Origin of the sequence: Pseudonocardia adelaidensis (assembly GCF_039543345.1) — a bacterium.
In the GTDB taxonomy this organism is placed as follows: domain Bacteria; phylum Actinomycetota; class Actinomycetes; order Mycobacteriales; family Pseudonocardiaceae; genus Pseudonocardia; species Pseudonocardia adelaidensis.
In genome coordinates, this window is the sequence record NZ_BAABJO010000044.1 from 1 (window position 1) to 18,443 (window position 18,443).

19 protein-coding genes are annotated in these 18,443 nt (G+C 72.4%); 5 read left to right on the top strand and 14 right to left on the bottom strand.

Annotated elements, in window-relative coordinates:
• Positions 1-131 precede the first annotated feature (131 nt).
• From ABEA81_RS37640 to ABEA81_RS37670, 7 genes are all read right to left on the bottom strand, one after another.
• Positions 132-530, bottom strand: a complete 399-nt coding sequence (locus ABEA81_RS37640; protein WP_345612065.1) for a VOC family protein — start codon at positions 528-530, stop codon at positions 132-134.
• A 188-nt stretch (positions 531-718) separates the two neighbouring features.
• Positions 719-1,762: an NAD(P)/FAD-dependent oxidoreductase gene (locus ABEA81_RS37645; RefSeq protein WP_345612067.1), complete on the bottom strand. Its 1,044-nt coding sequence runs from the start codon at positions 1,760-1,762 to the stop codon at positions 719-721.
• Positions 1,759-2,343: an LURP-one-related/scramblase family protein gene (locus ABEA81_RS37650; RefSeq protein ID WP_345612069.1), complete on the bottom strand. Its 585-nt coding sequence runs from the start codon at positions 2,341-2,343 to the stop codon at positions 1,759-1,761. Before ABEA81_RS37650 ends, ABEA81_RS37645 begins: the two co-directional genes overlap by 4 nt.
• A 173-nt stretch (positions 2,344-2,516) precedes the next feature.
• Complete coding sequence (locus tag ABEA81_RS37655; RefSeq protein ID WP_345612070.1) at positions 2,517-3,107, bottom strand: hypothetical protein; 591 nt, start codon at positions 3,105-3,107, stop codon at positions 2,517-2,519.
• Entirely contained in the window at positions 3,104-4,009 is a 906-nt protein-coding gene (locus tag ABEA81_RS37660; RefSeq protein ID WP_345612072.1) for a carbohydrate ABC transporter permease, read from the bottom strand. Before ABEA81_RS37660 ends, ABEA81_RS37655 begins: the two co-directional genes overlap by 4 nt.
• Positions 4,009-4,881, bottom strand: a complete 873-nt coding sequence (locus ABEA81_RS37665) for a carbohydrate ABC transporter permease (protein WP_345612074.1) — start codon at positions 4,879-4,881, stop codon at positions 4,009-4,011. The genes ABEA81_RS37660 and ABEA81_RS37665 overlap by 1 nt, the downstream gene beginning before the upstream one ends.
• Before the next feature lie 95 nt (positions 4,882-4,976).
• A complete protein-coding gene (locus ABEA81_RS37670; RefSeq protein ID WP_345612076.1) occupies positions 4,977-6,308 on the bottom strand; it encodes an ABC transporter substrate-binding protein in 1,332 nt (443 codons plus the stop codon).
• A 249-nt stretch (positions 6,309-6,557) separates the two neighbouring features.
• On the opposite strand from ABEA81_RS37670, the gene ABEA81_RS37675 reads away from it, so the two are divergent.
• Together ABEA81_RS37675 and uxaC are read left to right on the top strand one after the other, a co-directional pair.
• Positions 6,558-7,907: a Gfo/Idh/MocA family oxidoreductase gene (locus tag ABEA81_RS37675; protein ID WP_345612078.1), complete on the top strand. Its 1,350-nt coding sequence runs from the start codon at positions 6,558-6,560 to the stop codon at positions 7,905-7,907.
• 1 nt (position 7,908) lies between these two features.
• A complete protein-coding gene (uxaC, locus tag ABEA81_RS37680; protein ID WP_345612080.1) occupies positions 7,909-9,330 on the top strand; it encodes a glucuronate isomerase in 1,422 nt (473 codons plus the stop codon).
• 75 nt (positions 9,331-9,405) lie between these two features.
• Here uxaC and ABEA81_RS37685 read toward each other — a convergent pair whose 3' ends face one another.
• From ABEA81_RS37685 to ABEA81_RS37700, 4 genes are read right to left on the bottom strand one after another with little or no spacing between them, the layout of a single operon-like run.
• The gene (locus tag ABEA81_RS37685) at positions 9,406-9,912 is read right to left on the bottom strand and encodes a hypothetical protein (protein WP_345612082.1); all 507 of its coding nucleotides are present in this window, start codon (positions 9,910-9,912) and stop codon (positions 9,406-9,408) included.
• Between the two features lie 40 nt (positions 9,913-9,952).
• Positions 9,953-11,410 (bottom strand): mannitol dehydrogenase family protein, encoded by a 1,458-nt coding sequence (locus tag ABEA81_RS37690; RefSeq protein ID WP_345612085.1) that lies wholly within the window; start codon positions 11,408-11,410, stop codon positions 9,953-9,955.
• Positions 11,410-12,429: a LacI family DNA-binding transcriptional regulator gene (locus ABEA81_RS37695; protein WP_345612087.1), complete on the bottom strand. Its 1,020-nt coding sequence runs from the start codon at positions 12,427-12,429 to the stop codon at positions 11,410-11,412. The genes ABEA81_RS37690 and ABEA81_RS37695 overlap by 1 nt, the downstream gene beginning before the upstream one ends.
• 51 nt (positions 12,430-12,480) lie before the next feature.
• The gene (locus ABEA81_RS37700; RefSeq protein WP_345612089.1) at positions 12,481-14,241 is read right to left on the bottom strand and encodes a choline dehydrogenase; all 1,761 of its coding nucleotides are present in this window, start codon (positions 14,239-14,241) and stop codon (positions 12,481-12,483) included.
• 242 nt (positions 14,242-14,483) lie between these two features.
• Here ABEA81_RS37700 and ABEA81_RS37705 point away from each other — a divergent pair, with 242 nt between their 5' ends.
• Complete coding sequence (locus ABEA81_RS37705) at positions 14,484-14,687, top strand: hypothetical protein (protein WP_345612090.1); 204 nt, start codon at positions 14,484-14,486, stop codon at positions 14,685-14,687.
• Positions 14,688-14,849: 162 nt separating this feature from the next.
• On the opposite strand, the gene ABEA81_RS37710 is transcribed toward ABEA81_RS37705, so the two are convergent.
• Positions 14,850-15,038: a hypothetical protein gene (locus ABEA81_RS37710; RefSeq protein ID WP_345612091.1), complete on the bottom strand. Its 189-nt coding sequence runs from the start codon at positions 15,036-15,038 to the stop codon at positions 14,850-14,852.
• A 192-nt stretch (positions 15,039-15,230) separates the two neighbouring features.
• Here ABEA81_RS37710 and ABEA81_RS37715 point away from each other — a divergent pair, with 192 nt between their 5' ends.
• The gene (locus ABEA81_RS37715; protein ID WP_345612093.1) at positions 15,231-16,067 is read left to right on the top strand and encodes a sugar phosphate isomerase/epimerase family protein; all 837 of its coding nucleotides are present in this window, start codon (positions 15,231-15,233) and stop codon (positions 16,065-16,067) included.
• Positions 16,068-16,364: 297 nt separating this feature from the next.
• A complete protein-coding gene (locus ABEA81_RS37720; protein WP_345612094.1) occupies positions 16,365-17,009 on the top strand; it encodes a universal stress protein in 645 nt (214 codons plus the stop codon).
• 253 nt (positions 17,010-17,262) lie between these two features.
• On the opposite strand, the gene ABEA81_RS37725 is transcribed toward ABEA81_RS37720, so the two are convergent.
• On the bottom strand, positions 17,263-17,403 hold the full coding sequence (locus ABEA81_RS37725; protein WP_345612096.1) for a ribbon-helix-helix protein, CopG family: 141 nt from the start codon (positions 17,401-17,403) through the stop codon (positions 17,263-17,265).
• A gap of 49 nt (positions 17,404-17,452) precedes the next feature.
• Positions 17,453-18,322 (bottom strand): MurR/RpiR family transcriptional regulator, encoded by an 870-nt coding sequence (locus ABEA81_RS37730; RefSeq protein WP_345612098.1) that lies wholly within the window; start codon positions 18,320-18,322, stop codon positions 17,453-17,455.
• Positions 18,323-18,443 lie beyond the last annotated feature (121 nt).

Below are 18,443 nucleotides of genomic sequence, written 5' to 3' on the forward strand. Positions count from 1 at the left end.
CCCTCCGGGCCGATCCCTGACCCCAACGCCTCACCCCGGCGCGCCCAAGAACAGGCGGAGGAACCGCAAGAAGAAAGATCACCAACAAGAACAGGGGTTGACCGGCCCCGCTCCTTCAGGGATGACTCCCGTCAGGCCGCGGTGGCGACCTTCCACAGATAGCCGTCCGGGTCGCTGAAGTAGCCGAAATACCCCCACTGCACGGCAGCCGCGGCCTTGACCACCGTGCCGCCCGCGGCCTCCGCGGCCCGCATGACCTCGTCCACCGCATCTCGCGAGTCCGCGATGAAGTGGAACGAGACGCCACGGAACCCGGAACCCTCCGCCGAGACGCCTGCGTCCCGTGCCGCCGCCTCCCGTTCGTAGAGCGCCAGCTTCGACGACCCGTCGCCCAGGCTGTACCTGACGAAGCCGCGATGGTCCTGGTCGATCTCGCAACCCAGGCCATCGGCGTAGAACTTCTTGGCGCGGTCCAGGTCCTCGACGCCCAGCATGATGGCGCTCACCTGCAATGACACGTTCGTAGCCATGGCGGTCACGCTACGAGTGGCCCGGACTCCGGCACTTCTCGATTCCTGACCGATCGGCCCCAGCGCGACGGCAGCGCGTTGATGATCGCCCCGCGCCTCGACCTACCTCGGGAACCGCTCCGGGCGGAAGTCGGCGAGCATCTCCTCCCCCTTCCCGCTGGCGATCTCCGTGGCGAGCAGCCTGCCGATCACCGGACCGAGCGTGATGCCGCTGTGCGTAACGGCCTCGTAGTAGCCCGGCACGGACGGCACCGCTCCCACCGAGGGGAATCCGTCGGCCGGGATGGGCCGTTCGGCCACCCGTGTCTCTGCGATGCCGGAATTGCCGAGCGCGGGAACGACGCGCCGCGCCGATTCGTGGAGCAGCCGTCCGAGTTCCGCCGGTTCTCGCCCGTGTCGATGAGTGCGTCGACGTCGCGGCTGTGGAGGACCACGGAGGTGTCCCCGTCGGGACGGATCTCGACGTGAGGCGCGTGCATGGCGCGGTGAACCGGGACCCGAGCGCAGTCGAGACGGGTGACGGCGCCGGGTTCCCGGCGCATCGGCAGGTGCCGTCCGACGAGCCCGGCGATGCGGGAGGCGCTGGGGCCTGCTGCGTTCACGACGGCGTCGACGTCGAGGCGGCTCCCGTCGGAGAGGGCAACCGTCCGGATGCTCCCGTCGGCACCGGTGCCGATGTCCCGGACCGCGGTGCCGGACCTGTGCTCGGCGCCGGATGCGACGGCCTGGCCGACCAGGCGGCCGACGAGATGGCGTCCGTGCACCCAGGCTTCGTCGGGGTAGAACACCACCGGAACCTCGCCGGGCACCGTGAGGGCGGGTTCGAGGCGGCGGCGCACCTCGGCACCCGTGGACACCTCGACCCGGTAGTCCCAGCCGGCCAGCAGTCCGGCCGTCTCCAGGAGCTTCGCCTCGGCCGCGGGATCATCGGCCCAGCGCAGGTGGCCGCTGGGATACCACCACGAGTCCGACCCGATGGTCCGGGCGAGCTCCCGGTACGCCGCCATGCCCGCGACGTTCAGGTCGAAGTAGGACTTGCGCGCCGTCTTGTTGCCGGCGTTGACCCACGAGAAGGACCAGTTGGTGACCCCTTCGCCCGGCCGGCCCGCGTCGACGAGAACCACGTCGGCGCCGTGCCGGACGAGGTTCCAGCCCACGCTGGCTCCGAGGATGCCGACTCCGATGACGGCAACACGTCCCGGCCGCTTCCCGGACCCGGTCCTCCCGGTCACCGCGACTGCAGCGCGTCGAGCGCCACCGCCATCGACGCGGCCACCCGGAAGTCGACGCGCGGGTCGGGCACGTCGATGACGTAGCGGTCGCGGATCGCCTTGCGCCGCTCGCTGGAGAGCACCGGCTGCCCGGTCGCGGTGTCCACGAAGTCGAAGTGGAAGACGAACGGCACCCAGATGTCGCCGAGGTACGGGATGAAGTCCCACACCCTGCGGACGACGGCCAGGACCGGCCTGCGCTCCTTGCCGACGGCTTCGTAGCCCGGGCCGGCCATGGTCCAGGTCGAGCGCAGGAGGCTCGCGCCGAACTCCTTGCGGAAGTTGCCGATCGCGGTGCCGTGCTCGTCGAGCACGTCGTGCTCGGCGTGCACGTCGAGCCGCTGGCGCGCCTTGAAGGAGAACACCGCCCGCGACCGGGACTCGTCGGCGTAGAAGACGACCTCCTCCCGCAGCTTCATGCGTTTCTGCTGCGCGAACGCGAGGAGCGGGCCCTCCCCGCCGTCCGGGCCCGCGCCCCGGATCTCGTAGCGGTTGACCATCATCGTGATCTTCTGGCGGATGAAGAAGCGCGGGACGTGCATGGGCGCGAGTCTGACACCTGGATCTTTCACCCCGCATCTCCCACTGACACTCTGTGACCATGGCGGTCCTCGCCGCGCGCTACATCCTCCCCGAGGTGTGCGCGGCCACGTGGAGTCCGAAGGTGCGCTCGTCGACGAGGAGGCTCGTCCCTCGCGCTGACGACGACGCAGAGCTACGGACGGGGCGGCACCAGCCTGCGGTGCACGGCATGGAGCGCGAGCACCAGCAGTGCGGGGAGCACCAGCACCACCCCGGGCAGGAGCACCGCCAGCAGCACGGCGACCGCCGTGACGGAGAGGGCTGCGAGTCCGGCGGCGGGGGCGCGCAGCAGGTCGGTCCAGCCGGCTGCCAGCGCGGCCCGCCACGTGCCCCGGCCGGCCAGCCGCGGCACGGCGAGCAGCGCCACGGCGGCCAGGCACGCGACGGCCACCCCGAACAACACCAGCACGCCGCCGCCACCGGGTACCACACCGGCGCGCAGCCAGGCGACCTGCTGGGAGACCACGAACACCGCGAGCACCGCGACCACGCCCACCGGCATCCCGGGCAGCAGCCGCCGCACGAACTCGGCGCCCATCGCCCGCCACGGCGGCAGGTCGTCGTGGTCGGCCCAGTGCCCGACGGCCGTGGACACGGTGGCCACCGCGGCGCCGAGCGTGAGCACCGGGAGGCTCACCAGGACGGCGACGATGCCGAGCAGGGCCAGCTCGCCGACCCGGCGCAGCTGTTCCTTCCAGCCCCCCGCGGACACCGCCGCGGTCATCCCTTGATGCCGCTCGTGTTGATCCCGTCCACGATGAGCCGCTGGAACACCAGGAAGAACAGGAACACCGGCACCAGCGACAGCACCGACATCGCGAACATCGGGGCCACCGCGGCCTGCCCGCTCGAGTCGAGGAACAGCCGCAGCCCGATCGGCACGGTGTAGGACTCGAGGTCGTTGAGGTAGACGAGCTGGGTGAAGAAGTCGTTCCAGGTCCAGATGAACGAGAACACAGCGGTGGTGACGAGCGCGGGCTTGGTGAGCGGCAGCACCACGAAGAAGAACCGCCGGTAGGGGCCGCACCCGTCGATCTCGGCCGCCTCGTCGAGGCTGCGCGGGATGCCGCGCATGAACTGCACCATGAGGAACACGAAGAACGCCTCGGTGGCGAGGAACTTCGGCACGATCAGCGGCAGCGGCGTGTTGATCCACTCCAGGCTGTTGAACAGCACGTACTGCGGCACGATCAGCACGTGGTGCGGCAGCAGCAGGGTGCCGATCATGAGTGTGAACCAGAGGCCGCGCAGCGGGAAACTGAGGCGCGCGAACGCGAACGCGGCGAGCGAGCAGGCCACCACGTTGCCGACGACGACGCCGATGGCGATCACGGCGCTGTTGAGGAAGAACCGGCCGAACGTGATGCCCGGGATGCCCGCCCAGCCGTCCGCGTAGTTGCCGGGGCTGAAATCGCCGGGGAACACGTTGACGTTGTTGAGGATCTCGTCCGGCGCCTTGAACGACGTACCGATCATGTAGGCGATCGGGTAGAGCGTGACGAGCAGGATCGCGATCAGCACGACGTGCGCGGTGGCGCCCTCGTACCAGGGGCCCCGCTTCCGCCCGACCGGGCCCGGCGCCGCCGGGGAGGAGCCGACCGGTGCGACGGCGGTGGTGGTGGCCATCAGCGGTCCCCCTCGTCGGCGTAGTGGACCCAGAGCGAGCCGCTGCGGAAGACGATCGCGGTGATGATCCCGAGCGCCACGAGGAACACCCAGGCCATCGCCGAGGCGTAGCCCATCTGGAAGTCGCCGAAGCCGCGCAGGTACAGGTAGAGCGTGTAGAGCAACGTGGAGTCGGCCGGGCCGCCGATGCCGCCGCTGATGACGAACGCCGCGGTGAAGCTCTGGAACCCGGCGATCGTCTCCAGCACCAGGTTGAAGAACAGCACCGGGGACAGCAGCGGCAGCGTGACGTGCCAGAACTGCGTGAACCGACCGGCGCCGTCGAGCGCGGCGGCCTCGAACATCTCCGCCGGGATCTGCTTGAGCCCGGCCAGGAAGATCACCATGGGGGCACCGAACTGCCAGGCCGCGAGGAGCACGAGCGTGCCCAGGGCGGTGGCCGGGTCGGCGATCCAGGCCCGGCCCTCGACGCCGAAGAAGGCGAGCACCGCGTTGATCGCGCCCTGGCCGCCGAACAGCGTCTGCCACACGATCGCGATCGCGACGCTGCCGCCCAGGAGCGACGGCACGTAGTACAGCGAGCGGTAGAGCCCGACGCCGCGGCGGCTGCGGTACAGCAGCAGCGCGACGCCGAGCGCGACGGCGAGCTTGAGCGGCACCGACGTGACCGCGAACAGCAGGGTGACCTTCACCGAGCTCCAGAACTGCGGGTCGCCGGTGAACATCCGCTCGTAGTTCTCCAGGCCCACCCACTCCGGGTCCTGCAGCAGGTCGTAGTCGGTGAAGCTCAGGTAGAGCGAGTAGAGCATCGGCAGCAGCGTGATGCCGAAGAGGCCGAGCAGCCACGGACCGAGGAAGACGTAGCCCGCCACGGCCTCCTTCCGACGTACCCGCCATCCACGGGGAGCGCTTTCCGGTCGGGCGGTGGACGTCTCGGATACTGCCGTCACCATCGGCGCAACTCCCGTCAGCTGGCCGCGCGCTCGAGCTCGGCCGTGGCCTGTGCGACGAACTCCGCGGCCCCGTCGGCCGGGGACTGGCGGCCGAACCCGACGTTCTCCGCCGAGGCCTGCAGCAGCCGGGTCATCTGCGAGTCGCCCTGGGCCGGCACCGGCGGGGTGGGACCGGCCTGGGCCGTGACCCGCTCGTCGAACGCGAGCACGCCCTTCAGCTGGTCGTCGAACTTCGGCGAGATCGCGTCGCGCACCTGCTTGTTGGGTGGCAGGCCGCGCTCGGTGCCGAGGATCGCGCCGGCCTCCGGGTCGCTGACGAAGAAGTTGATGACGTCGACGGCGGTGGCGGCGTTGTCGCCCTTCGCGTAGGCCGTGAAGAACTGCGACGGCCGGGCGTACGCGCCGGTCTGCGAGCCGGGCATCGGCACCAGCACCAGCTGGTGGTCGGTGCCCTTGGCGATCTCGGTGAGCTGGTTGTCGTAGCTGAACGTGCCCGCGGTCTGCTTGGTGAGGACGGTGTTCTTCGAGATGTCACCGCCGTTGGCGGGCTGGGCGACCTCGGCGGGCGACGCCCCGCCGCTCGCGCGGAACCCGGCCCACATCTCGAACCACTTCGTGACGTCCTCGGTGGTGAATCCGGGCTTCTGGCCGTCGTAGAGCTCCTTGCCCTGCTGGCGCAGCCAGAACTCGAACACCGACATGCTCGCGCTCTCGTCCCGGAAGGCCCACGGCGCCTGGCCGGTGGCCTGGGTGACCTTCGCGGCCCAGCTGCCGAACTCGTCCCACGACGCCCAGCCGGTCTCCGGGGGCAGCAGGCCGAGCGGTTCCACCACCGTCTTGTCCACGACGAAGGCGCCCGTGTTGGCGGCGAGCGGGACGGCGTAGAGCTTGCCGTCGACCTTGCCGGTGTCCATCAGCTTGGGGTCGATGCCGTCGACCTGCAGCGTGTTGCCGACCCACGCGTCGAGCGGAGCGATCAGCCCCTTGTTCGCGTACTCGCGCAGCACGCGGTTGTCGATCTGGATGATGTCGGCCGCGTTGCGGCCCGCAGCGGTGGTGTTGACCTTGTCGTAGTAGCCCGAGTAGCCCTGCCACTGCGTGGTGAACGTGACGTTCGGGTGCTTCTGCGTGTAGAGGTCGAGCACCTTCTGCGTGAGCTCTGCCCGCGCGGGGCCGCCCCACCAGGTGACCGCCAGCTGCACCGGCTGCTCGCGCTCGGGCGGGCCGCCCGCCTGCTGGTCGCTCGAACGCGACCCGCCGCCGCACGCCGCGGTGGCGAGGACCGTGAGCGCCGCGGCGCCCGCCAGCAGGGCGCGCAGGGATCGGGCGGACCCGATGATGGCCATGGGAGCTCCTTCGATCACACTGGCCCGGTTCGGCCACCCCTGTGGCGGCGAGCACAGGGCCTGGCTCGTCGGGCAATTAGTTCAGAGCCGGGGGCGCGACGTCAACAACGTCTTGCGGTTTTTTTCAGCCGTTTGCATCATGGGTCCGGCAGCCGCCTCGGCAGCGGTTCCCACAACGCCGTGAGCTGCCCGCTCAGCCGAACCGCCGCCTTGCAACCCTTTGCAGGCGGCTACCGCAAGGGAGTGTGCATGTCCCCCAGCGCCGCGAGCTCGCCGCGCCCCCGCTACGCGATCGTCGGCCTCGGCGGCCGCGCCCAGATGTTCGTCGACGCGCTCACCCGCGCGCACGTCGACACGGCGCAGCTCGTCGCATTCTGCGACGTCAACCAGACCCGCATGGACGTGCACAACCGCACCGTCGTCGAGCGCGGCCTGCCGGCCGTCGCGACCTACCGCGCCCAGGACTTCGGCCGGATGCTGGACGCGGAGCGCGTCGACACCGTGATCGTCACCTCGATCGACCGCACCCACGACGAGTACATCGTCGCCGCGCTGCGCGCCGGCCGGGACGTGATCACCGAGAAGCCGATGACCACCGACGCGCAGCGCTGCCGGCGGATCCTCGACGTGCAGGCCGAGACCGGCCGCAAGATCACCGTCACCTTCAACTACCGCTACAACCCGCTGCACGCGCGGGTCCGCGAGGTGATCGCGGCGGGCGCGATCGGCGAGATCGGCTCCGTGCACTTCGAGTGGCTGCTCGACACCCGCCACGGCGCCGACTACTTCCGCCGCTGGCACCGCGACAAGGCCAACTCCGGCGGGCTCATGGTCCACAAGGCCACCCACCACTTCGACCTGGTCAACTGGTGGATCGCCTCCTCCCCCGAGGTCGTCTACGGGCTCGGGCGGCTGTTCTTCTACGGCGACGAGAACGGCAACCGCCGCGGCATCGCCCGGCCCTACGCCCGCGCTCACGGCGCACCCGAGGCCGCCGACGACCCGTTCGCGCTGAAGCTCGCCGACAACCCGACGATGACCGCGCTCTACCTGGACGCCGAGCACGAGGACGGCTACCACCGCGACCAGAACGTCTTCGGGCCCGGCATCACGATCGAGGACGACATGGCCGTTGCCGTCCGCTACCGCAGCGGCGCCACGATGAGCTACCACCTCACGGCCTACTCGCCGTGGGAGGGCTACCGGGTGGGGTTCAACGGCAGCGCCGGACGCCTCGAGCTCGACGTCATGGAGAACTCGTTCGTCGACCCCGGCACCGCGGGCACGGTCGCGGGGGAGGCCCTGCACGGGCGGCCCGGCACGGAGGTCCGGCCCGAGCCGGAGCGCGGCGCCCGGCTCACCCTGCGCAAGCACTGGGAGAAGCCCGAGGACCTCGATCTGCCCGACACCAGCGGCGGCCACGGCGGCGGCGACGAGCGGATGCTGTCCGACATCTTCGGCGGGCAGCCCGTCGAGGACCCGCTCGGGCGCGCGTCCACCCACCGCGACGGCGCACTGTCGCTGCTCACCGGCCTCGCCGCCAACCGCTCGTTCGAGACCGGCCTGCCGGTCCGGGCCGATGACATCCTGGAGCTCTGACATGCCCGCTCGACCGCTGGAACTCGACGACGACCGCATCCTGCCCACCGACCCGGGCGTGCGGGCCGTCGCCCGCGAGATCTTCGCCGCCGTCCGCGACCTGCCGCTGATCAGCATGCACGGCCACGTCGAGGCGTCCGTGCTCGCCGACGACGAACCGTTCCCGGACCCCGCGCAGCTGCTCGTCGTGCCCGACCACTACGTCACCCGCATGCTCGTCTCCCAGGGCGTCCGGCCCGAGGAGCTCGGCGTGCCCCGTCGCGACGGCGGCCCCGTCGAGACCGACGGCCGGGCGATCTGGCGCCGGTTCTGCGCCGGGTGGCACCTGTTCCGCGGGACGCCGTCGCGGTTCTGGCTCGAGCAGGAGCTGCACGACGTGTTCGGGGTGGACGTGCAGCCGTCCGCCGAGACCGCCGACGCGATCTACGACCGGATCGCCTCCTGCATCGCCCGCCCCGAGTTCCGGCCCCGGTCGCTGTTCGACCGGTTCAACCTGGAGGTCCTCGCCACCACCGACGCGCCCGCCAGCAGCCTCGACGCGCACGCCGCGATCGCCGCGAGCGACTGGGACGGGCGCGTCGTGCCGACCTTCCGCCCCGACGCGCTGGTGCACCTGCACCGGCCCACCTGGAAGCGGGACGTCGAGGAGCTCGGGGAGGCCGCCGGCACCGCCGTCGACACCTACGCCGGCTACCTCGCGGCCCTGGAGCAGCGCCGCGAGCACTTCCGCAGGCTCGGGGCGCTCGCCACCGACCACGGCCACACCACCGCCGACACCACCCCGCTCGACCGCGCCGACGCCGAGCGGATCTACGCCGCGGCCCTCGCCGGGTCCGTGGAGCCCGCGGCCGCCGACGCGTTCGCCGCGCACATGCTCTTCGAGATGGCCCGGATGAGCCGCGACGACGGCCTCGTCATGCAAATCCACCCCGGCGTCCTGCGCAACCACCACCCGGACGTCCACGACCGCTTCGGCACGGACAAGGGCTTCGACATCCCGCTGCCCGTCGACTTCACCCGCGGGCTGCGCCCGATGCTCTCCGCCTTCGGCACCGACCCCGGCTTCCGGTGCGTCGTCTTCACCATCGACGAGACCACCTACTCCCGCGAGCTCGCGCCACTGGCCGGCGTGTACCCGTCGATGCGCCTGGGCGTGCCGTGGTGGTTCCTGGACAGCCCGCACGCCATGCGGCGCTTCCGCGAGGCCGTCACCGAGACCGCGGGCTTCTACAACACGGCCGGCTTCGTCGACGACACGCGAGCCTTCGCCTCCATCCCCGCGCGCCACGACCTGGCGAGGCGCGTCGACAGCGGCTACCTCGCCCAACTGGTGGCGAACGGCCAGCTCTCCCTGGACGAGGCCCTGGAAACAGCGGTGGACCTGAGCACGACGATCCCGAGGGAGGCCTACGCCCCCCGCTAACGCACTCCGCACATCCAGCACCGACTTCGCACAAGGCCGGCCTTGTGCGAAGTCGGCAGCGGGTGTGCGGAGTGGTCAGATCGGGCGGAAGCGGGAACGGATCCGCTTCGCCGTGGGACCGAAATTCGACAGGTCCGACCAGATCCAGCGGACCACGCCGAGGTCCTCGTCGCGCAGCGCGTCCTCCCGCATCTTCTCGGCGACCAGGACCTCGGCCACGTCCTGCCCGGGACGCAGCGTCCGCCCGTACTTGACGAGGCCGTCGAACTCGCCGACGGTGCGCAGCTCGGGCCGGCCGACGTCCACGCGTCCGATGAACGCGCCCGTGGCCGAGGCGCGGACCTCCCACTGCAGCACCGGCACGGGCAGGCCCGCGGCGGCGATCGCCACCCGGCTGCGGGACTCCCCGACGCTCTCACCGAGGCCGTTGGAGAACTCGATCGCGCGTCTCGCCGACCGCGTGCCCGGCCGGCGAGGGACGGCCTCCAGCACGTCGATGAGGTCACTCAGCTCCACGCGATCCGGGCGCTTGTAGAACATCGCGGAGTCGGCCACCACCACGGCCAGCTCGAACGGGAGCATCCGCGCGAGGTCGGCGGCCGTACATGCGAGCGGAGTGGGCTCAGAGGGCTGTCGCCGCGGGGACGCCGCCCTTCGTCAGGGCCTCCAGCGCGTCCGTCACCAGGGCGCGGAAGCGCTCGTTCGCCGGCAGCTCATCGCCGAAGACCTCCCTGAGCGACAGGAGGGCCTCCACCACCGCCTCCGGGGTCGCGGCGTGGCCAGTGAGCTCCTTCAGGCGGTGGGCCATGGGGTCGTCCACGGTGTCCGCGGTGCAGACGTAGCGCATCCAGGCCGCCACGCCCAGGCAGGCGAAGCGGGGCTCGGCGCCTGCCGCGAGTCGGTCGGCGATCGTGCCGAGCAGGCGCTGCGGGAGCTTCTGCGTGCCGTCCATCGCGATCTGGACGGTGCGGTGGCGCAGCGCCGGGTTGTGGAAGCGCTCGATCAGCTCCCGCTGGTAGGCGGCCACGTCGTACCCGTCGGGGACGGCGAGGGTGGGCTCGACGTCGTCGGCCATGAGGTGGGCGACGACGCCGGCGATGCACGGGTCGGCCATGGCGTCGGCGACGTGGGTATGCCCGGCCAGTGCGCCGAGGTAGGCGAGGGTGGAGTGGCTGCCGTTGAGCAGCCGCAGCTTCATCGCCTCGTACGGCGCGACGTCCGCGGTGAGCACGGCACCGGCGCGCTCCCACGCCGGGCGGCCCGCGGCGAACCGGTCCTCCACCACCCAGTGCCGGAACGGCTCGGTGACGACGACGCCCCGGTCCTCGTAACCGAGCAGGCGGGCGGCCTCGGCGCGGTCCTCGTCGGTGGTGGCCGGGACGATCCGGTCGACCATCGACGACGGGAACGCCACCGACTCGGCGACCCAGGCCGCGAGGGACCCGCCGTCGGGGAGCGCCTCGCAGAACTCCGTCACGAGCCCGCGCAGCACCTCGCCGTTGGCCGGCAGGTTGTCGCAGGACAGCAGCGTGATCGGGCCGGCGTCGGCGGCCCGGCGGGCCTGCAGGCCGCGCACCAGCTGCCCCACGACCGTGCGGGGCAGGCCCTGCCCGGCGAGGTCGGCGACGACGTCGGGATCGGCGCGGCGCAGCCTGCCGGTGGCCGGATCGTGCCGGTAGCCCTTCTCGGTGACGGTGAGCGTGACCAGACGCGTGGTCGGCGCGGCGAGCAGGGTCTGCAGCCGCTCCCCCTCCTCGGCGGCGAACAGCAGGTCGCGCACGGCGCCGGCCACCCGCAGCGAGGTGCTCTCACCCCGGACGAGCACCGAGTAGAGGCCGTCCTGGGGCTGCAGCTGGTCGAGCACGCCGCGGCTGCGCTGGGTGACCCCGCAGATCCCCCAGTCACCGCCCGCGGCCGCGACCGCCTCCTCGGTGAAGACCGCCTGGTGGGCACGGTGGAAGGCGCCGATGCCGAGGTGCACGACGCCGGTGCCGAGCGAGCGCGGGTCGACCAGCGGGCGCTGCGCGGCGGGCAGGTCGGAGAGCGCGGCGAACCCGAGACGATTCGAGCGACGCGCCATCACCGGCCCGCCAGCACGTGGGCGGAGCCGGAATCCTGCCGAGGTGGCGCCGTGGTGGACCGCACCATGAGCTGTGTGGGGAGCCACCGGTGCGTGGCCTGCTGCTCGTCCGGCGCGTCGAGCCCGTCGAGCAGCAGGTCGACGGCCGCGCGGCCGGCCGTCTCCACCGGCATCCGCACCGTGGTGAGCGGCTCGGTGGTCATGGACGACATCTCGATGTCGTCGAACCCGACCACGCTGAGGTCCCGCGGCACGGCCACACCGCGGGCGGCGAGCCGGTTGAGCACGCCCACCGCCATCAGGTCGTTGAAGGCGAGGATCGCGGTGACGCCGCGGGCCAGCGCGAGGTCGGCGGCCTGCACCCCGCCCTGGAACGTGGGCGGGAACGGGCCGAGCTCGACCACCTCGACATCGCACGCGGGGGCCGCGGCGCGCAGGCCGCGCAGCCGCTGCTGCCCCGCCCACGACGCCGGCGGCCCGCCGAGGTGGGCGACGCGCCGGTGGCCGAGCGCGGCGAGGTGTTCGACGGCCTGGCGCGCGCCGTCGGCGGAGTCCATGAGCACCGCGGGCAGGCCCGCCTCGTCGCTGTTGACCAGCACCAGCGGCGTGGACCCGACCAGCCGCTCGAGCTGGGAGGGCTGCATCCGCGGGGAGCAGAGCACGACCCCGTCCACCTGCTTCGCCATCGCGCCGACGACCTCGGCCTCCACGCGCGGGTCCTCCGCGGCGTCGGCGAGGAAGACCACGTGCCGCACCTCGCGCGCCCGTGCGGTGCAGCCCTTGAGCATGGCCGAGAAGAACGGGTTGGCGACGTCGGGCACGACCACCCCGATGTTGCCGGTCTTGCCGGTGACGAGCCCGCGCGCCGCGCGGTTGGGCTGGTAGCCGAGCTCCTCGGCCACCTGCAGCACCTTGCGGCGCGTCGCGGCGTTCACCATGTCGGGCATCGTGAACGCCCGGGACACGGTGGACACCGACACGTCGGCACGCCTCGCCACCTGGTGGATCGTGACCGCCATGCTGCTCCCGTTCGCCGGCTGACCACAGCCTGCAAACCATTGCAGCAAGTGTCAAGAACGGAAAGCGCTTACGTTCGCACCCGGGTCGGCGAAGAGCGACGCGCCGGACGGCAGCGCCGACGACGCAGGCGACGACGGCGGCACGATCGGCGTCTCGGGGCGCGGCACGAGGCGCGGGCGCTCCGGCAGCCGGGGCGGGAGCGGGGCCTTGCCCGCGATGATGTCGGCCGCCTTCTCGGCGATCATCATCGTGGGCGCGAGGGTGTTGGCGTTCGTCAGCGACGGCATGATCGACGCGTCGACCACCCGCAGCCCGTCCAGGCCGTGCACCCGCAGGGTGTCGGGGTCGACCACCGCCATCTCGCCGCGCCCCATCGCCGCGGTGCACGAGGGGTGGTAGCCCACGCGGCCGGTGCGCCGCACCCAGGCCATGACCTCCTCGCCGCTGCGCACGTGCGGCCCGGGGATCGTCTCGCCCCCGTCGAGGTCGCGGAACGCCGGCTGCCCGAGCAGGTGGCGGGCCCGCTCGATGGCGTTGATCCACCGGTCCCGGTCCTTCGGGTCGGACAGGAAGTTCACCAGGATCTTCGGGTGCACCGCCGGAATCGGCGAGGCGATCTTCACCGAGCCGCGAGCCTCCGACCGCATCACCCCGACGTGCATCTGGTAGCCGTGCGCGCTGACCTCGACGGACTCGTCGGAGCTGTTCATGGCGAGCGGCGCGAGCAGGAACATGAGGTCCGGCTCGCCGCCCTCGGCGAAGTCGCTGCAGACGAAGCCGCCCGCCTGCATCGGGTTGCGGGCGCCCGGCCCCTTGCCGAACACCAGCGCGTCGAGGACGACGCCCGGCCACTTCGACTTGTTGCGGATCGCCGACATCGAGACGGGCTGGGTGCACCGGTGCTGGACGTGCACGGCGAGGTGCTCCTGCAGCGACTCGCCCACCCCGGGCAGGTGGTGGACCACCGGGATGCCGAGGCCGCGCAGGTGCTCGCCGTCGCCGACGCCGGAGAGCTGCAGGATCTGCGGGGTGGCGATCGCGCCCGCGGACAGGATCGTCTCGGAGGCCCGGACATCGTGCGTCTGGCCGTTGCGGTCCCGGTAGCGGACGCCCACGGCCCGCGTGCCCTCGAAGAGGACCTTGCTGACCGTCGCGTGGCACTCCACGTCGACGTTCGGCCTGTTCTCCACCGGGTGCAGGTACGAGACCGCAGCCGACGCGCGCTTCCCGTTCCGGACCGCCTGGTCCAGCGCGGAGAACCCCTCCTGCGCGTCGTCGTTCACGTCGGGGACGACCTTGTAGCCCGCCTGCTGCGCCGCCTCGAAGAAGGCGTCGAAGATCGGGCCCTCCGCGGGGCCGCGGTTCAGCGCCTGCGGGCCGCTGCGGCCCCGGCCGGTGCCGCGCGGCTCGTCCACGCAGCCCTCCAGGCGGCGGAAGTACGGCTCGCAGTGCGCGTAGTCCCACGCCTCCGAACCGGCCTCGCGGGCCCACCGGTCGTAGCTCGCCCGGTGGCCGCGCTCGTAGAGCATCCCGTTGATGCTGCTGGAGCCGCCGAGGACCTTCCCGCGCGGGTGGTGCAGGCGCCGCATCCCCAGCCCGGGCTCCGGCTCGGACTCGTAGCGCCAGTCGAAGGTGCGGTTGCCGACCGGGAAGCCCATCGCCAGCGGCAGCTGGATCCGCAGGTCCCACCAGTGGTCGGGCCCGCCCGCCTCGAGGAGCAGCACCCGCACCGACGGGTCGGCGCTCAAGCGGTTGGCCAGGATGCAGCCGGCGGGCCCACCACCGACGATCACGACGTCATAGCCGGTCACAGAGTCATAGCCGGTCACTGGCACTCGCCCCTCACGTCCTCTCCCCCTCGGACACCCGCCCGGGAGCCACCCGGCTATCGAGCGCGTAGCGACGGACGTTAGCCGGATCGAGTGGCGCCCGATCCGGCCGGGGGTGGTCAGCGCCCACCCCCGAACGAGCGGACGGACCAGGAGTTCGCCCGGCCGGTGCAGAATGGCAAGGTGCTGTTCACCGAAAGGTCACCGGAAGCCGGACCGGCATCGTGAGCGGGAGCCCGCTCGAGGTCACCCGGCTCCTGCAGAACCCCCTCGGCCATCCCGCACCGGAGGGCGAGCGCGGCGACATCGTCCGCGTCAGCGACGGGACGCGCGCCATCTACCTCACGCCGCGCGAGTACGACGAGGCCACTGAGCAGCAGCTGCGCTACCGGCTGGCGGCGGAGGGCCGCACCCGGTTCAGCGCCTAGGAGGGTCCTGAACGACTCCGGCCGAGCGAGCGGCGTCCAGGTGGTGTCATCGCAAGGCGGACGTTCGCGCCGATACCGCTGTTGTACCGGTGCGGACGTCCAACGCGGCGAGGGCGCCGCCCGGGCGCCGCGCAGTAGGCCCGAGTTGTTCAGGGCGCTCCCCTAGCTGCCTCCCTCGTGGGCGGAGTCGTAGCCGAGGTCTCCGTGCAGGTCGACCGTGACCGACCCCGCGGTCCCGGCCACCACGGTGGTCTGCGGTGCGACCCGTGGCCGTGGGAGGTCCAGCGCGGCGTGCACCTCGTGTGCGAGGTCGTACCCGTAGTCACCGCCGTACTCCTGATCGGCCGACACGACGCCTCCCTCCTCGGGCCGCCCCACGGCCCGAAACTGACGCTGCGCGACCACGTGCATCCGGTCGGTGTCGCCGATCATCGCTCGCCGGAGTGGCGCCCGCAAGGGGCGAGCGGCCCGGCCCCGCGGGCCGCCTGTGACCGACGTCTCGGGCGCCGCAGCGACGAGAGCCGCGGTGCGAGACTCGCGGACATGAAGATCGCCGTCTGCACCGTGAGCCTGCCGGAGTGGACGCCCGACGAGGCCGTCGGCGAGGTGGCGGCGCTGGGGTTCGACGGGATCGAGTGGCGCGTGGCCGACGACCCGGCCACCGACGACCCGCCCGGCTTCTGGCGCGGCAACCGCTGCACGCTGCCCGCGTCGAGCTTCCCGGACGACGCGCCGCGGATCGGGGAGCTCACCCGCGCCGCGGGCCTCGAGATCCCCGCTGTCGGGCCCTATGCGCGCTGCGACGACCTCGACGAAGTGGAGCGCCTCATGCGCGGGGCCGCGGCGCTGGGGGCGCCCCGGATGCGCGTGCAGGTCGGCGCGCCCGGGCCGGAGGGCTACCGGGAGACGTTCGCCCGCCGTCGTGAGGAGTACCGGGCAGTCGCCGAGCTCGCGTTGCGGCACGGCGTACAGGCGCTGCTCGAGCTGCACCACCAGTCGATCGTCTCCAGCGCGTCCGCCGCGGCCCGCTTCCTCGACGGCGTCGACCCGCGCGCCGTCGGCGTGATCCACGACGTCGGGAACATGGTGCGCGAGGGCTACGAGTTCGACCCGTGGAGCCTGGAGATCCTCGGCGACCACCTCGCCCACGTGCACGTGAAGAACGCGGTGCTGCGGCCCGCGCCGGACGCGTCGCCGCCGTGGCGCTGGGAGTGGGCACCCATGCGCACGGGCGCCGCCCCGCTGCAGCGGCTCTTCGACGCGCTCGCGGGCGTCGGCTACCAGGGCTGGGTGTCGCTGGAGGACTTCTCCACCGAGGCCCCGCTGCGCGAGCGGCTGCGCGACGGGATCGCGTACGTCCGGGAGCTGGCAAAGGCCTAGGAGGTCCTGAACAACTCCGGCCGTAGCGAGCGGCGTCCAGGTGGTGTCATCGCAAGGCGGACGTTCGCGCCGATACCGCTGTTGTATCGGCGCGGACGTCCAACGCGGCGAGGGCGCCGCCCGGGCGTCGCGCAGGAGGCCCGAGTTGTTCAGGGCGCTCTCGGACCCTTATCGATCGACGGGCACCCTTCCGGGTGAAGTCGGGCGAGTGGTCTGGCCCAGCGGGAACAAGGGGAGCACCGTCGCTCACCGGAACACGCACCCGCGAGCGACCAGCCGCCGAGAGGGAGCCCCTGGATGAGCCAGCGCACGTCCGCGCTCGCGCCGCCAACAGCCCCGTACCGCCCCGCCGGGGACCTGGTCGTCATGGCTCACGAGCCGGACGTGCCGGACTGGGTGGCGCGCGCCTGCCGGCGGTCCGGGCGCCAGGTCCGGATCGAACCCGCACCGGGCGCAGCCGAGGACCGGCTCCTCACCGTGGCCGCGCTCGCCGGGCGCAGCGTCCTCGTCATCGGCCCGGACGACGGGCACCGCCCGCCCACGGGACGGGTGGTGGCCGCGATCCGCGACGTCCCGTCCGACGCCGCCGTCCTCGCGGAGGCGGCCGTCGCCGCCGCGGTGCTCGACGCCGATGTCGTGCCCGTCCACGCCGTGCCGCTCTCCTTCGGAGAACGCAGCGTCGGGCTCACCGACGCGCTGGCCCGCGGGCACGAGATCCTCGACGCGGCCGTCGAGCAGCTCACGGCCGAGACCCCGGGCCTCGGCGTCGTCCCCCGGCTGCTGAGGGTGCACCCGCACGAGCTCGTGGGCGAAGGGCTCGACGCCGACCTGCTCGTGCTCGGCGGACCCCGCCACCGCATCCCGGCCCGCGTCGGGCTGGTGGGCTGCAGCGCCGTCCAGCACGCCCCCTGCCCGGTGCTGCTGGCGCCCCGGCCCGCGTGAGCCCTCCGAACTCGCCGTCGAGAACTCCTCGCCGAGGACGACGAGGTTGGCCGCGGTTGCAGCGGGCACGGCCGACAGCGCCACCGACCGGTCGAACGTGACGAATCGGCCGCCATGGTGCGTGGCGAGCGCCAGCAGGTACGCATCGGTCACCTGACGGGGACCGTGCACCCGGCTCCGGTCGGCGGCCTTCTCCTCCAGCAGGGAGATGTCACACGGCCAGAACGCGCGGTGCTCGGTGGAGCAGGCCTGCTCACCTCTGCGCGGGGACCCCCTCGGTGAGCGCCTGACGAGCCAGTTCCGAGAGGACCTCGCCCACGCTGCGGCGTTCCCGCCGTGCGCGCTCCTGCACCGCCAGAAGGACGTCGTCATCGAGGTTCACGGTGGTGCGCACGCATCTGATGCTCTGCATCGCAGCGCCAACCCGTGGCTGAGCAGCAGCCTCAGCCCGGGGCCTCCCCCGTGAGCCGGCGGGAGCGCACCGCCCGGTACGTGCGGTTCAGCGCGGTCGTCGTCCGGTCGTACGAGCGTTGCGCCACGCCGACGAACAGGCAGTCGATCACGGCCAGCTGCGCGATCCTGCTCGCCATCGCCCCGGAACGGAAGGTCGTCTCCCGGGCGGCGGTGGTGAGCACGAGGTCGGCGTGCGCGGTCAGCGGGGACGGCACGAAGTTCGTGATCGCGATCGTGCGCGCGCCGGACTCCCGGGCGGCGCGCAGCGCGTCGACGGTGTCGACGGTGGACCCGGTGTGGGAGATGCCGATCGCGACGCAGCCGGCGTCCAGCAGGGCGGCGGAGGTGAGCGCGGCGTGCGGATCGGGCCACGCGAACGCCAGCAACCCGATGCGGTGCAGCTTCTGGTGGAGGTCCTGCCCGACGAAACCGCTCGCCCCGATGCCGTAGACGTCGATCCGCCGCGCCGTCGCCACGGCATCGACGGCCGCGGCGAGGGCGTCCAGGTCAAGGTTGGCGGCCGTGTCCTGCACGGCTGCCGCGTCGCTGAACGCGATCTTCGCCACGACGTCGGCGAGCGAGTCGTCGCGGTCGATGTCCGGCGAGAGCACGGGGCCGTCGCCCGCGGCCTCCCTCCCGGTCTCACGCGCGAGCGCGAGCCGCAGCTCGGGATAGCCCTGGAAGCCCGCCGACCGGCAGAACCGCATCACCGTGGCCGCCGACGTCGCGCACCGCTGCGCGAGCCGCCCGATCGGCAGCTCCGCGGTGCCGGCGGGGTCCCGCAGCACCGCATCGGCCACCCGGCGCTGTGCCGGGCGCAGCGACGGCGCGACGGAACGGATCCGCACGAGAACGCTCACCGCCCGCCCTCGCTGACGCTCGGACGACCGCTTCGCGGACGCGCTGTGCTGATGGTTCGCTCGCTCCGCAAGCTCCGCTCGCTCACGGGGCGCAGTATCCACGTCGCCGGCAATTTGTTAC

Excerpts from the sequence above, each read along its gene's own strand:
- ABEA81_RS37660 (WP_345612072.1), bottom strand. The coding sequence starts at position 4,009 with ATGGCCACCACCACCGCCGTCGCACCGGTCGGCTCCTCCCCGGCGGCG.
- ABEA81_RS37675 (WP_345612078.1), top strand. The coding sequence starts at position 6,558 with ATGTCCCCCAGCGCCGCGAGCTCGCCGCGCCCCCGCTACGCGATCGTC.
- ABEA81_RS37670 (WP_345612076.1), bottom strand. The coding sequence starts at position 6,308 with ATGGCCATCATCGGGTCCGCCCGATCCCTGCGCGCCCTGCTGGCGGGC.
- ABEA81_RS37640 (WP_345612065.1), bottom strand. The coding sequence starts at position 530 with ATGGCTACGAACGTGTCATTGCAGGTGAGCGCCATCATGCTGGGCGTC.
- uxaC (WP_345612080.1), top strand. The coding sequence starts at position 7,909 with ATGCCCGCTCGACCGCTGGAACTCGACGACGACCGCATCCTGCCCACC.
- ABEA81_RS37720 (WP_345612094.1), top strand. The coding sequence starts at position 16,365 with ATGAGCCAGCGCACGTCCGCGCTCGCGCCGCCAACAGCCCCGTACCGC.
- ABEA81_RS37695 (WP_345612087.1), bottom strand. The coding sequence starts at position 12,429 with ATGGCGGTCACGATCCACCAGGTGGCGAGGCGTGCCGACGTGTCGGTG.
- ABEA81_RS37655 (WP_345612070.1), bottom strand. The coding sequence starts at position 3,107 with ATGACCGCGGCGGTGTCCGCGGGGGGCTGGAAGGAACAGCTGCGCCGG.
- ABEA81_RS37650 (WP_345612069.1), bottom strand. The coding sequence starts at position 2,343 with ATGCACGTCCCGCGCTTCTTCATCCGCCAGAAGATCACGATGATGGTC.
- ABEA81_RS37685 (WP_345612082.1), bottom strand. The coding sequence starts at position 9,912 with ATGCTCCCGTTCGAGCTGGCCGTGGTGGTGGCCGACTCCGCGATGTTC.
- ABEA81_RS37715 (WP_345612093.1), top strand. The coding sequence starts at position 15,231 with ATGAAGATCGCCGTCTGCACCGTGAGCCTGCCGGAGTGGACGCCCGAC.
- ABEA81_RS37690 (WP_345612085.1), bottom strand. The coding sequence starts at position 11,410 with ATGGCGCGTCGCTCGAATCGTCTCGGGTTCGCCGCGCTCTCCGACCTG.